Genomic DNA, 12,451 nt, shown 5'->3' with positions numbered 1-12,451 from the left:
CATTGGTAATAGTTACCGGGACCTGACGGGGGACTTCAGCCGCGTACCACGCTGAATGAGGCGTGCCGCCGAAGACGAGGGGACGTGGGCGCTTGCCACCCTCCTGCCAAGGAGCGCTGACCTCACCCGGTAGGCCGGCGGCCGGGCCACGGCGCACCCGCAACCTGTACTTCGATCTGCTGCGATCGCTCGCGATCGTGCGCGTCGTGGCCTATCACTGCCTCGGCCTAGCCTGGCTGACGGTCGCGTTCCCGGCCGTCGGCGTGATGTTCGCGCTCTCCGGGTCGCTGATGGCGGCGTCCCTCGACCGGGCCGGACGGGCCGCGGTCGCCCATCGGCTGCGCCGCCTGCTCCCGCCGGTCTGGATGCTCGCCGCGGTCTGCGTACCGGTGATGGTCGCCGGCGGCATGCGCCTGGACTGGTCAGTGCTGCTGTGGCTGTTTCCCCTACAGGATCCGCCGGTGAACGGGTGGGGCGCGGCCACGCTCGGCATGATCTGGTACCTGCGGGAGTACCTGTGGTTCGTGCTGCTGTCGCCGCTGGCGCTGCCCGCGTTCCGGCGGCGGCCCATGATGTGCCTGCTCACGCCGCTGGGGCTGCTGGTCGTCTGCACCCTGACCGGGATCAGGCCGCCCGGCGTGATCTCCGACCTCGCGCTGTACGGCGGCTGCTGGCTGCTCGGCTTCGCCCAGCACGACGGCGTCCTGGGCCGGATGCGCCGGTCGACGCTGCTGCTCACCGCCGGCGCCCTGGCCACCGTCGGCGCCGGCTGGTTCCTCACCCACCCGAGCGCCCGTGGCTACGACCTCAACGACATCCCGCTCGGCAACGCACTCTGGACCATGGCGTTCCTGCTGATCCTGCTCGGCGTGGCACCGTCCTGGTGGCAGGAGCGGCAGCGGCGGGAAGGGGCGCGGCAGGGGCGGGAGCCCGGGCTGCCCTGGATGGCGCGAGTGCTGACCGCGGTCAACAGCCGGGTGATGACGGTGTACCTCTGGCACCAGACGGCGATCGGCGTGACGGTCGTCGCCGCGAGCTGGTCGGGCATCCAGCTGACCGGTCTCAGCGGCCGCCTGCTCCTGCTCACGGGCGTGGCAGCGCTGATCGTGGTGGCCGTCGTCGGGTTCGGCTGGGTGGAGGACCTGGCCGCCCGCCGCCGGCCGGCGATCATCCCCCACGGTGAGCGCACGCGGGCCGCCCCGCCCGCCGCTCAGCCCGAGCCGGCAATGGTCGCCGTCGCGTCAGGCTGAGCCGACCGCGCCATCGCCGGAGGCTCAGGCCGACCGCTCGGCCTCGTACCACGGTGGCCCGTCGGCGTCGCCGTCGCGCAGCGCCACGCCGAGCAGCCGGGCCAGCCCGACCACGCGGAGCACCCTGGCCGCGGTGCCGTGGGCGCCGCGGACGGTCAGGGTCCCCCCGGCGACCATGGCGGTGTGGTAGCCGTCGACGAGCGCCTGGACACCGGTGGAGTCGAGGAAGTCCACCCGGCTGAGGTCCACGACGACCGACCCGCTGCCCGCCAGGCGTACGGCGTCGCCCAACGCGTCGCGCAACCGACCCGCCGTCAGGAGATCGATCTCGCCGTCCGCTGCGACGACCACCCGGTCACCGCAGTGCGCCACCCGCACCTCTAACACGACACCCCCGTGGAGCTTCTCGGCCAGGCGCCACCGTAACGCGCGTCGACGCACCGTCCGGGCCGCACCCCGCCCCGCTACCCACTGGTGATCATCTCAGTGATCCGCTCGGGCGGCCCCGGCGGAGCGTAGTAGAAGCCCTGCCCTGAGTCACACCCCACCGCGCGGAGCCGGTCGGCCTGCACCTGCGTCTCGACCCCCTCGGCGGTGACCGTCAGATCGAGCGCGTGCGCGAGTTGGACCAGCGTCGCGACCATACGCTCCCCCGCCAGGTCGGCGTGCCCGGGGCGGCGGCCCGGGGTGCGCAGCCCGTCGACGAACGAGCCGGCGAGCTTGATCGCCTGCACCGGGAGCGTGCGCAGGTAGGTCAGGTTGGAGTACCCGGTGCCGAAGTCGTCGATCGCGATCCGCACGCCCATCGCGGCGAGCTTGGTCAACGCGGCGAGCGGCTCGTGCCCGGGACCGATCAGCGCGCTCTCGGTCAACTCCAGTTGCAGGTAGGCCGGTTCGAGCCCGGTGCGTTCGAGGATGGCCGCGACGTCGTCGACCAGGGCCGGCTCCTGCGCCTGCCGCACGGCAAGGTTGACGCTGATCAGCGGCGCCGCGTCGCCGGCGAGGTCGCGCCACCGGCGGCCCTGCCGGCAGGCCTCTTCCAACACCCACAGGCCGAGCGGGACGATCATCCCGGTCTCCTCGGCGAGGCCGACGAACCGGTCGGGTGCGAGCCGGCCGAGGCGGGGGTGCAGCCAGCGTACGAGCGCCTCGGCGCCGATGACCGTCTCGCCGCCGCACAGCACCAGCGGCTGGTACTCCAGTACGAACTCGCCGCGCCGCAGGGCCCCGGGCATCGCGGCGGACAGCTCGTACCGGGCCACCTCGCGGTCGGTACGTGCCGAGTCGAACAGGGCCCACCTGCGCTTGCCCTCCGCCTTGGCCCAGTACAGCGTGATGTCGGCGGCCCGCATGAGCTCTGCCGGGGTGGTGACGCCGCAGGGGCGATCGACGATGCCGATGCTCGCCGAGACCGTCAGCCGGTGTCCGCCCGCCTCTACCGCCACCGCGAGGGCGTCGAGCACCGCCTGGGCCAGCCCGACAGCGTCGCCGGCGGCTGTGTGGCCGTGGACGAGGATCACGAACTCGTCGCCGCCCATCCGGGCGACGAAGTGGCCGGCCCGGGACACGCACTCGTGGAGCCGGCGAGCTACCGCCACCAGCAACTCGTCGCCGATGTCGTGGCCGAAACTGTCGTTGACGGCCTTGAACCCGTCGAGATCGACGTAGCAGACCGCGACCCGGTCGTCGCTTCGCGCCGCGTCGAACAGTTCCTGGAGCCGGTCGAACAGGAGCGTGCGGTTGGGCAGGCCGGTGAGGGGGTCGTGCAGGGCCTGGTGCCGCAGGCGGCCCTGGATCGCCTCCTGCTCGTGGAGCGTCCGCTGCCACAGGGCGTGGGTGAACCCCTCGGCGAGCGCGCCCAGCAGGAACGGCTGCCGCCCGTCTCCGGGCCGGTCGAGCCCGGCACCCAGAATCTCGATGGTGCGGCCGAGCGTGTCGCTGCCCGCGAGGTCGGCCTCGACCAGTTCGGCGCCGACGCGACGGCCGGGCTCGGCGTCGAACGGCTCGGCGTCCAGCGCATCGGCCACCCGGTCGACCAGGCCACGGAGGAACTCCAGCCTCGGCGCCCCGGGTACGGACGCGTGGTCGGCGTCGGCGATCGCCCTCGCCCACCGGCGGGCGAGGGCGTCACGGTCCAGGTCGGAACGAGCGGTGTCCATATAGGGCACTCGCGCGCGCTGCACCGGCAAACCCCTCGCCACGCTGGCAGCCTAGGGTTTCACGGTGGCTCGCGGTACCCGCCAGCGGGCCGAATCCGGCCCGTACCGCGCGGGCGGCAATGCGCAAAGTAGGTCAATGGGAATGCGTAGCGGTCCAGCCTCTACCGCCCGTAGGCGACCGGTCGCCGTGGGGTGGTCGGCCGGTCGGCCGGCCCGCGGAGATCGCGCCGCGTTTGATGGACCGGCACGCAGGGAATAGAGCCGTAAAACGGAGAGGCAGCCGTGAGCGAGCAGTACCGGTTCGTCGTCGTCGCCAATCGCCTGCCGGTCGACGAGGACGTCGACGAGGACGGAAAGCGCGAGTGGGCCCGCAGCCCGGGTGGTCTGGTCAGCGCCCTGCACCCGACCGTACGAGCGCGACGCGGTGCCTGGATCGGCTGGGCCGGCGGCACCGGCGACCCGCCCGAGCCGTTCGATCTCGACGGCATGCGGCTGCACCCGATCGGCCTGTCCCAGCAGGAGCTCGACTTCTACTACGAGGGCGAGTCCAACGCCACCATCTGGCCGCTCTACCACGACGCTGTCGAGACGCCGGCGTTCCACCGGCACTGGTGGGACGCGTACCGGCGGGTCAACCAGCGGTTCGCCGAGGCCACCGCTGAGCTGGCCGCACCGGGCGCGACCGTCTGGGTGCACGACTACCAGCTTCAGCTCGTACCCGCGATGCTCCGCGAACTGCGCCCCGACCTGCGCATCGGATTCTTCCTGCACATCCCGTTCCCGCCGGTCGAGCTGTTCATGCAGCTGCCGTGGCGGACCCGCGTACTGGAGGGCCTGCTCGGCGCCGATCTCGTCGGCTTCCAGCGCCCGGGCGGCGCGGAGAACTTCTTCCGGCTGACCCGTACCCTGCTCGGGCTCGAGCCAGAGGCCGACCAGGTGGTCTTCAACGGCCGCGCGGTCACCGCGCGGGCCTTCCCCATCTCGATCGACGTCGCCGAGATGGAGCACCTCGCCGCCGACCCGCACATCCGGGAGCGGGCCAAGCAGCTCAGCAAGGAGCTGGGTGGCAACCGGCGCCTGCTGCTCGGCGTGGACCGGCTCGACTACACCAAGGGCATCGAGCACCGGCTGAAGGCGTACCGGGAGCTCCTCGCGGAGGACCGACTGTCCAATCAGGAGACGGTGCTCGTCCAGGTGGCTACGCCGAGCCGGTTGCGGGTCGCGCAGTACCGCCAGCTGCGGGAGCGCGTCGAGCGGGAGGTCGGCCGCATCAACGGAGAGTTCGGCGAGGTCGGCCTGGCCCCGGTGCACTATCTGTTCCGCTCCTACGACCGGGAGGAGCTGCTCGCGCTGTACCTCGCGGCCGACGTCATGGTGGTGACCCCGTTGCGCGACGGTATGAACCTCGTGGCCAAGGAGTACGTCGCCGCGCGTACGGACAACACGGGCGCACTGGTACTGAGCGAATTCACCGGCGCCGCCGCCGAGCTACCGGAGGCGTTCGGAGTCAATCCGCACGACGTGGACGGGCTCAAGGAGGCACTGATACAGGCCCTGCGGACGCCGACGGAGCACCTGCACGATCGGATGCGGCGAATGCGCGCGCACGTGCGCGCCCACGACGTGACCCGGTGGGCCAAGGACTTCCTGGAGGCGCTGGGTGAGCGCGACGCCGCCGGGCCGTGCTGACGAGCCCAGTTCATCCATCATGGACAGTCAAGTCCCCGTGGCCGGCACCTGTTTGCGCAGGTCGGTGCCGAGGTCGGCCGGGCCGATAAAACACCTTTCGCTAGGATTTACCTAATACTGACCCCGGCGGGAGGGAGTGCGATGCGTCCCCCGACGCCGCCCGACGAGGCGGAGCGGCTCCGGGCACTCTACGAGTTGAAGGTTCTCGATACGCCGCCCGAGCCGGACTTCGACGACATGGTGCGGTTGGCGTCGGACATCTGCGACACACCCGTCTCGCAGATCAACCTGATCGACCGGGACCGGCAGTGGTCCAAGGCGAACGTCGGCGTCGACGACATTGAGATCCCCCGCGAGATGTCGTTCTGTGCCCACACCATCCTGCAACCGGATCTGCTGGTCGTGCCGGACGCCGCCACCGACGCCCGCTTCGCCGAGAACCCCCTCGTGACCGGGGGGCCGGGCATCCGGTTCTATGCCGGCGCACCGCTCATCACCACCGCCGGATACCCCCTCGGCGCGCTCTGCGTCATCGACGCGGCCCCGCGGCGCCTGGCCCGGCCGCAGCTCAGGGCACTGCGCGCCCTTGCCCGGCAGGTCAGCATCCAACTCGAACTGCGCCCGTTCGCCGTACTGCTGAAGCGCGGCGCCAACCGGCTGCGCGAGCTCGAACTCCGCCGCGACGACCTTGGCCGGCTCGTCGGCAGGTTGCGCGAGCCGCTCAGCGCGCTCCGCGCCAGCCTCGCCGCCCCGGACGAGGCCAACGGTTGGGACGCGGTCACCGCGAACGCCGGCCCGCTCCGCCGGCTCATCGACGAACTGCTGGCCCTGGTCGAGCCAGCGCCGCCGGCGGCGCTACGCCAGCATGAGATCATCGACCTGAGCCCGCTCACCCAGCGGGCCACCGACACGGTTCGGCCAATCGCCGACGCCAAACACATTCCGGTGCTGTGCACCTCGGTCACGCCGACTCCGGTACGCGGCGATCCGGTCCGCCTCGAACAGGCGCTCAGCCACCTGCTGTTCAACGCGGTGAAGTACACGGCGGAGGGCGGCCGGTTGGAGGTCTGCAGCGGCCTGGAGGCCGAGCCGACGGTACGCGTACGAAATCCGGAGGTCGCCGGCGACCGGCCGAGCCTGTTCGGCCACTTCTACCGGGAGGCGGTGGTCCGGCAGCCGCCAGCGCGCAGCCCCAACCCCAGTCTCCGCAACGTCAAGGCCGTCTTCGACGCCCACCGCGCGACCATCGCGCTCTACGACCGCCCCGGCGACGGCACCTCAGTGCACCTCGTCTTCCCCTCGGCGCACGGTTAGCCAGCGATCTCGGCTAGCCGATCGTCTCGTCGACGAAGCACCAGCGCCACGACTCCCCCGGCTCGAACGAGCGGACCACCGGGTGCTCGGTCTGCCCGAAGTGCCGGGTGGCGTGCTGGCGCGGCGAGGAGTCGCAGCAGCCCACGTACCCGCAGGACAGGCACAGCCGCAGGTGCACCCAGTCCTCGCGCCCCTCCTCCAGGCACCCCGTGCAGCCCTCGGTGGTGACCGGCGCGGGGTCAAGGTCCCTGAACTCGGCCAGGTGCGGGCAGCTCATCGGTCCTCCCTGTACAGCAGCGACTCCTCCAGGTCCATGTCGCGCTGCGCCCGGCGCAGCACCTCCTCGGGGATCCTGCCCTCGTCCCGGGCCTGTCGGAACACGGCACGCTCGGCGTCGATCATCGCGCGGCGCAGCCGGCTGTACGCCTCGGACGGCGTCTCCCGCCGCCGCCCACCCAGCCGCTCCCAGGCCATGTTGGCACGGTCCGCGAGCACCGTGTGCAGGCGCTCGATCACCGCTTCGGGCACCTGGCCGTCGCGGCTGACCTCCTCCTCCAGCCGCTCGCGGGCGGCGCGGACCGCCGCCTGCTGGACAGACGCCTCCGCGAGCGCGTCCTTCTTCGGGTCGTCATGCGGGATACGCAGCCACCGCACCATGACCGGCAGCGTCATGCCCTGCAGCACCAGGGTGCCGACGATCACCGAGAAGGCCAGCCAGACGAACAGGTCCCGCGGGTACGGCGCACCGCCCGCCAGGGTCGGCGGCAGCGCGAGGGCCGCGGCGAGGGTGACCACGCCGCGCATCCCCGCCCAGGAGATGACCGTCGGGTACTGCATGGGCGGCGCGGGGTCGCGCTCCCGGATTCGGGGGATGAGCCGGGTCAGGTAGGTCGCCGGGTACAGCCAGATGAACCGGGTCAGCACGACCACCGCGAGCACGACGACGGTGGCCTTGACGATCGTGCCGAGCGGGGTGTCCAGGTCGTGCACGATGAACCGCAGTTGCAGGCCGACCAGCAGGAAGACGATGCCTTCGAGCAGGAACTTGACCATCCGCCAGAACGCCTCCATCTGCAGACGCGAGGCGGACGACATCAGGGTCGGGTACCGGTGCCCCAGGTACAGCCCGGTTACCACGACCGCCACGACGCCGGAGGCGTGCACCTGCTCGGCGGGCACGTAGACCAGCCACGGCGCCAGCAGCGACACCGAGTTGTCGATCAGCGGATGGGTGACTCTGCGGTGGATCCAGGCGAGCGTGACCGCGCCGATCCCGCCGATCACGACACCACCCAGCGAAGCGATCAGCGCGTCGCCCGCGACGCCGAGCGGGGTGAGGAGGTGTCCGGTGGCGGCGGCGACCGCCACGCGGAACAGCACCAGCGCGGTCGCATCGTTGATCAGGCTCTCGCCCTCGAGGATCGCGACGATCCGGCGGGGCAGGCCGATCCGCCGGGCCACCGCCGTCGCGGCGACCGCGTCGGGCGGAGCGACCACGGCGCCCAGCGCGAACGCGGCGGCGAGCGGGACCTGCGGCAGCAGCAGGTGCACGGCGTACCCGACACAGGCCGTGGTGAACAGCACGAGCCCGACCGCGAGCAGCAGGATGGGGCGCAGGTTGTGGCGGAAAGCGGGAACGGACGTCTCGACGGCCGCCACGTACAGCAGCGGCGGAAGCACGCCGATCAGGATGATCTCGGGATCCAGGCGCAGCTCCGGCCCAGCGACGACGAACGACAGCGCCAGGCCCACCACCACGAGCAGGATGGGCGCGAGTGCTCCGAGCCGGCGGGCCACGACCGAGACGGCCACGACGATCGTTACCAGGCCCACCACGACCAGAAGCAAGGTCACCCGTTCACCCTACGTCCTCGATCGACTTCCGGCAGTTCGGGCATGATCTATGGAAAGCGAGCATGCGGGCGGCGGTGGACCCGGCAGCCACCCCGGAGACCCATTAGCCACCGCTTCTCCGGAGAACGGATTCGCTATGGAAAGGTCGCACGCATGCTGATTTATGTCGGGTCGTACACGCCGGAGGTCGACGGGAAGGGCACCGGCATCTCGGTGTGGGACGCGCAGCTCGCGCCCGCAGCGCCCACGTCGGCCCTCGCCGCCCCGTCCTGGCTGGTCGCCCACCCGGTCGCGCCGGTCCTGTACGCGGTCAGCGAGCTCGCCGACGGCGCGGTGAACGCCCTCTCCGTCGGCGCCGACGGAGCCCTCCATCCGGTCTCCCGCCAGCCCAGCGGCGGCTCGGACCCCTGCCACCTGGCCGTCACTGCCGACGGGCGGCACCTGCTGTGCGCCAACTACGGCAACGGCACCGCCGCCGTCTTCGCCCTCGACAGCGACGGTACGCTCGGCGCCCGCACCGACCTGGTCACCCGCCACGGCAGCGGGCCCGACCCGTCCCGCCAGGAGGGCCCGCACGCCCACCAGGTCACGGTGACCGAGGACGAGGTGATCGCGGTCGACCTCGGCACCGACACGATCTACGGATACCGCCTGGGCGCCGGCGGCCGGCTGAACCCGACCTGGCAGGCGCACGCGGGCCCCGGGGTCGGGCCCCGGCATCTGGTCAGCGCGCCGGACGGCCGCCGGTACGTCGCCGACGAGCTCTCGTCCACGGTGTCGGTGTACGAGCCGCAGGCCGACGGGGGTCTGCGCCTGGTGTACCGCCGACCGGCGACGCTGACCGAGCCGGCCGAGCGCAACCAGCCGTCGGAGATCGCCCTGTCGCCCGACGGCCGGTACGTCTACGTCGCCAACCGGGGCAACGACACGGTGGCCACGTTCGCGGTCGACGGCGACGAACTGCGCGGCGTCGACGAGACACCCACCGGCGGGCGGTGGCCCCGCCACTTCACGCTCGACGGCGACCTGATGTACGTGGCGAACCAGTACTCGGACGCGGTCACCGTGCTGCGGGTCGACCCGGACACCGGCGTGCCGCGGGCGACCGGGGCGCGCATCGACGTGCCGAGCCCGGCCTGCGTCCTGATCAGGCGGGACTGAACGTTTCAAACCCCCCACCTACCGGGCATGAACGCTGTCAATCAAGTGACGGGCAGGTGCACGGTGTGGATATTCCGTACTAAACCGGTGGAAGACTCGATCAAGGACACGGACGAGCCGGAGTACCGGCTCCGGAGGTCCCTCACCGCCGTGGATCTGGCAGCGTTCGGTATCGGGGTCATCGTCGGCACCGGGATCTTTGTGCTGACCGGACAGCAGGCCGCGATCAACGCCGGCCCCGCCATCGTGCTCTCGTTCGTCATCGCCGGCGTCGTCTGCGCCCTCGCCGCGATGTGCTACGCCGAGTTCGCCTCCACCGTGCCGGTCGCCGGCTCGGCGTACACGTTCTCCTACGCCACCCTCGGCGAGTTCGTCGCGTGGATCATCGGCTGGGACCTCTGCCTGGAGTTGGCGCTGGGCGCCGCGGTCGTGTCCCGCGGCTGGTCGGCATACCTGCAGCAACTGCTGGACCTGCCGGGATGGCTCGCCGGGGACAAGGCGCTGCCCGACTGGGGCGCGATCTTCATCGTCCTCGCGCTCGGCGTCGTCATGATCGTCGGGATGAAGATGTCGAGCCGGCTGACCAACGTCCTCGTCGGGGTCAAGCTCGCGGTCATCTTCTTCGTGATCGGCCTGGGCATCTTCTTCATCAAGACGTCCAACTACTCGCCATTCATCCCGCCGGCGCAGCCCGCGCCGAAGGCCAGCGGCGGCAACGCACCGCTGCTGCAGGTACTCGCCGGGGTCACCCCGCAGCACTTCGGCTGGTTCGGCGTCCTGGCCGCCGCCGCGATCGTCTTCTTCGCCTACATCGGGTTCGACATCGTGGCCACCGCCGCCGAGGAGACCAAGAACCCGCAGCGGGACATGCCGCGCGGCATCCTCGCCTCGCTCGCCATCTGCGCGCTGCTCTACGTGGCCGTCTCGGCGGTGGTCACCGGCATGACCAAGTACACCAACCTCAACACCGGCGCTCCCCTGGCGAAGGCGTTCAACGACGTCGGGCAGGGCTGGGCCGCCAAGCTCATCGCGCTGGGCGCGATCTCCGGCATCACTTCCGTCATCCTGGTGATGATGCTCGGCCAGACCCGGGTGTTCTTCGCGATGTCCCGCGACGGCCTGCTGCCGCCGGCCATCGCCAAGGTCCACCCCCGCTTCGGTACGCCCTGGGTCGTCACGATCCTGACCTGCGTCGTGGTCGCCGCGCTCGCGGGCTTCATCCCGCTGTCCGAGCTGTCCGAGCTGACCAGCATCGGCACGCTCTTCGCGTTCGTGGTGGTGTCGATCGGCGTGGTGATCCTGCGCCGTACCCGGCCCGACCTGCCCCGGACCTTCCGGGCGCCGGGCGTGCCGTGGCTACCGGTCGCGAGCGTCGCCGCGAGCGTGTGGCTGATGCTGAACCTGCCGGTGGAGACCTGGATCCGGTTCGTCGTGTGGATGGCCGTGGGCCTGGCCGTGTACTTCCTGTACGGCGCCCGCCACAGCCGGCTGCGCCGCGCGGGCCAGCGCGCCCCGGAGGAGCCCGTGGCCCCGACGTCGGCCTAACTGAGCACCCGGACCAACCGGTCGGGCCGCCCGCCGACGTGCAGCGGCGGTGGCGTCCAGCCGCCGAAGACCCGTTCGAGTTCGAGAGCGACCGCGATCGACACGTGGTCGCGACCGTGCCCGGCCACCACCTGGACCCCGAGCGGCAAACCTTCGGGGTCCAGCCCGAGGGGCGTCTGGGTGACCGGCAGCCCGGCCAGGTTGAACGGCACCACGTGGGCCAGCCACCACGGCCGCCCGACCGTACGGCCGTGGCGCGGCGCGGTGGTGGCGAGCGTCGGCTCCAGCAGCACGCCGTCGCCGATCGCGTTCCGCAGCTCGTCGGCGATCGCCTCCCCCGTCGTGATCAACCGCTCCGCCCAGCGGCGCGGCAGCCGCGTCTGCGCCCGCTCGGCGACCAGCAACAGCCGGGTCGCGACGGTGTGCGGCCCGCCGCGGCGCAACAGCGCCCGCCAGTGGACCTCGTTCGCGCCGGCCGCGAACAGCACGTCGCGCGCGCCGATGCCGGACATCCGGGCCAGGGTGGTGATGTACGACTCGACCGCGCGCCGCAGCGCCGGCATGCGCCGGCGCCGCACCTGGGCCCCGGCTGCGGCGAGCGCTCCGGCGGCCCGCTCGCGCGCCCACAGCATGTCCACGCTCGCGGCCAGCGGCCAGGCCTCGTCGATGAGCAGGACCGGCAGGTCGCGCAGGGACACGTCGGCCGGGTCGCCGAGATCCATCTCGGCGGCGAGGGGGTCGACGCCGTCGGGGCCGGCCATGATGCGCAGCAGCGGCATGAGGTCCTCGGCGCGGCGGGCGATGGGTCCGTGCGCGAACAGCGCGCGGTTCCCGTCGTCGCACGGGGGCCACGACCCGGTGGCGGGCAGCAGCCCACGGGTCGGCTTGTGGCCGAAGACGCCGCAGCAGAACGAGGGGATCCGGATGGAGCCGCCGATGTCCGACGCGACGCCGAACGGCGAGGCCCCGCTGCCGACCGCCGCGCCCTCTCCCCCGGACGAGCCGCCCGCCGTCCGCGTCGGGTTGTAGGGGTTCCGGGTCCGCCCGTAGAGGCGGTTCTCGGACTCCACCCACAGGCACATCTCCGACGTGTTCGTCACGCCGAGCACGATCGCCCCGGCGTCGACCAGGCGCTGGGCGACCGGGGCGGTGGCGGTGGCCGGGACGCCGCCGCGGGCGACCACCCCGGAGCTGTTCGGCATCCCGGTGAACGCCACCGCCTCCTTGACCGTGCACGGCACGCCCAGCAGCGGCGGCAGGGGCTCGTCGGGCGCGGCTACAGCCACCCGCGCGTCGGCGCGCCGGGCCTCTTCGCGGGCGGCGTCGAAGCGCTCCGCGACGAGGGCGTTGAGCCCGGGATTGACCTGCCGGAAGACGTCGATGTGCGCCTCGACCACCTCGGCCGCGCTCGCGCGCCCCTGGCGGATCTCGGCTGCCAGCGCGGACGCCGACATGTCGGTGAAGGGCAACGGGCTCATA

The 12,451-nt window shown here is 72.0% G+C and carries 10 protein-coding genes; 5 read left to right on the top strand and 5 right to left on the bottom strand.

Going from position 1 to position 12,451, the window contains the following annotated elements; all coding sequences use genetic code 11:
- The first annotated feature begins 206 nt into the window (after positions 1 to 206).
- On the top strand, positions 207 to 1,250 hold the full coding sequence (locus HC028_RS11225) for an acyltransferase family protein (protein ID WP_239075217.1): 1,044 nt from the start codon (positions 207 to 209) through the stop codon (positions 1,248 to 1,250).
- Positions 1,251 to 1,274: 24 nt separating this feature from the next.
- Here HC028_RS11225 and HC028_RS11220 read toward each other — a convergent pair whose 3' ends face one another.
- On the bottom strand, positions 1,275 to 1,637 hold the full coding sequence (locus HC028_RS11220) for an STAS domain-containing protein (RefSeq protein WP_168076202.1): 363 nt from the start codon (positions 1,635 to 1,637) through the stop codon (positions 1,275 to 1,277).
- Between the two features lie 77 nt (positions 1,638 to 1,714).
- Entirely contained in the window at positions 1,715 to 3,409 is a 1,695-nt protein-coding gene (locus tag HC028_RS11215) for a putative bifunctional diguanylate cyclase/phosphodiesterase (RefSeq protein WP_168076200.1), read from the bottom strand.
- Positions 3,410 to 3,691: 282 nt separating this feature from the next.
- Between HC028_RS11215 and HC028_RS11210 the strand changes: the two genes are divergently transcribed.
- Both HC028_RS11210 and HC028_RS11205 read left to right on the top strand, forming a co-directional pair.
- Positions 3,692 to 5,098 (top strand): alpha,alpha-trehalose-phosphate synthase (UDP-forming), encoded by a 1,407-nt coding sequence (locus tag HC028_RS11210; protein WP_168076198.1) that lies wholly within the window; start codon positions 3,692 to 3,694, stop codon positions 5,096 to 5,098.
- Between the two features lie 141 nt (positions 5,099 to 5,239).
- Positions 5,240 to 6,412 (top strand): GAF domain-containing sensor histidine kinase, encoded by a 1,173-nt coding sequence (locus HC028_RS11205; protein WP_168076196.1) that lies wholly within the window; start codon positions 5,240 to 5,242, stop codon positions 6,410 to 6,412.
- 13 nt (positions 6,413 to 6,425) lie between these two features.
- Here the strand turns inward: HC028_RS11205 and HC028_RS11200 are convergent, their stop codons facing one another.
- On the bottom strand, positions 6,426 to 6,689 hold the full coding sequence (locus HC028_RS11200; protein ID WP_168076194.1) for a UBP-type zinc finger domain-containing protein: 264 nt from the start codon (positions 6,687 to 6,689) through the stop codon (positions 6,426 to 6,428).
- Positions 6,686 to 8,266 carry a Na+/H+ antiporter gene (locus HC028_RS11195; RefSeq protein WP_168076192.1) on the bottom strand — a complete coding sequence of 527 codons (1,581 nt, stop codon included), beginning with the start codon at positions 8,264 to 8,266 and terminating at the stop codon, positions 6,686 to 6,688. The genes HC028_RS11200 and HC028_RS11195 overlap by 4 nt, the downstream gene beginning before the upstream one ends.
- Before the next feature lie 153 nt (positions 8,267 to 8,419).
- Between HC028_RS11195 and HC028_RS11190 the strand changes: the two genes are divergently transcribed.
- Together HC028_RS11190 and HC028_RS11185 are read left to right on the top strand one after the other, a co-directional pair.
- The gene (locus tag HC028_RS11190; RefSeq protein ID WP_168076190.1) at positions 8,420 to 9,427 is read left to right on the top strand and encodes a lactonase family protein; all 1,008 of its coding nucleotides are present in this window, start codon (positions 8,420 to 8,422) and stop codon (positions 9,425 to 9,427) included.
- Positions 9,428 to 9,514: 87 nt separating this feature from the next.
- The gene (locus tag HC028_RS11185) at positions 9,515 to 10,972 is read left to right on the top strand and encodes an amino acid permease (RefSeq protein ID WP_239075216.1); all 1,458 of its coding nucleotides are present in this window, start codon (positions 9,515 to 9,517) and stop codon (positions 10,970 to 10,972) included.
- On the opposite strand, the gene HC028_RS11180 is transcribed toward HC028_RS11185, so the two are convergent.
- Positions 10,969 to 12,450 carry an amidase gene (locus tag HC028_RS11180; protein WP_168076186.1) on the bottom strand — a complete coding sequence of 494 codons (1,482 nt, stop codon included), beginning with the start codon at positions 12,448 to 12,450 and terminating at the stop codon, positions 10,969 to 10,971. The genes HC028_RS11185 and HC028_RS11180 overlap by 4 nt on opposite strands.
- Between the last annotated feature and the right edge of the window lies 1 nt (position 12,451).

The sequence above is a fragment of the Planosporangium flavigriseum genome (assembly GCF_011947225.1).
Lineage (GTDB): Bacteria > Actinomycetota > Actinomycetes > Mycobacteriales > Micromonosporaceae > Planosporangium > Planosporangium flavigriseum.
This window is presented reverse-complemented; position numbering and strand designations above follow the sequence as displayed.

What these genes read in the sequence shown, in the direction of transcription:
- HC028_RS11215 (WP_168076200.1), bottom strand. Translation starts at nt 3,409, where the DNA reads ATGGACACCGCTCGTTCCGACCTGGACCGTGACGCCCTCGCCCGCCGG.
- HC028_RS11205 (WP_168076196.1), top strand. Translation starts at nt 5,240, where the DNA reads ATGCGTCCCCCGACGCCGCCCGACGAGGCGGAGCGGCTCCGGGCACTC.
- HC028_RS11200 (WP_168076194.1), bottom strand. Translation starts at nt 6,689, where the DNA reads ATGAGCTGCCCGCACCTGGCCGAGTTCAGGGACCTTGACCCCGCGCCG.
- HC028_RS11190 (WP_168076190.1), top strand. Translation starts at nt 8,420, where the DNA reads ATGCTGATTTATGTCGGGTCGTACACGCCGGAGGTCGACGGGAAGGGC.
- HC028_RS11180 (WP_168076186.1), bottom strand. Translation starts at nt 12,450, where the DNA reads ATGAGCCCGTTGCCCTTCACCGACATGTCGGCGTCCGCGCTGGCAGCC.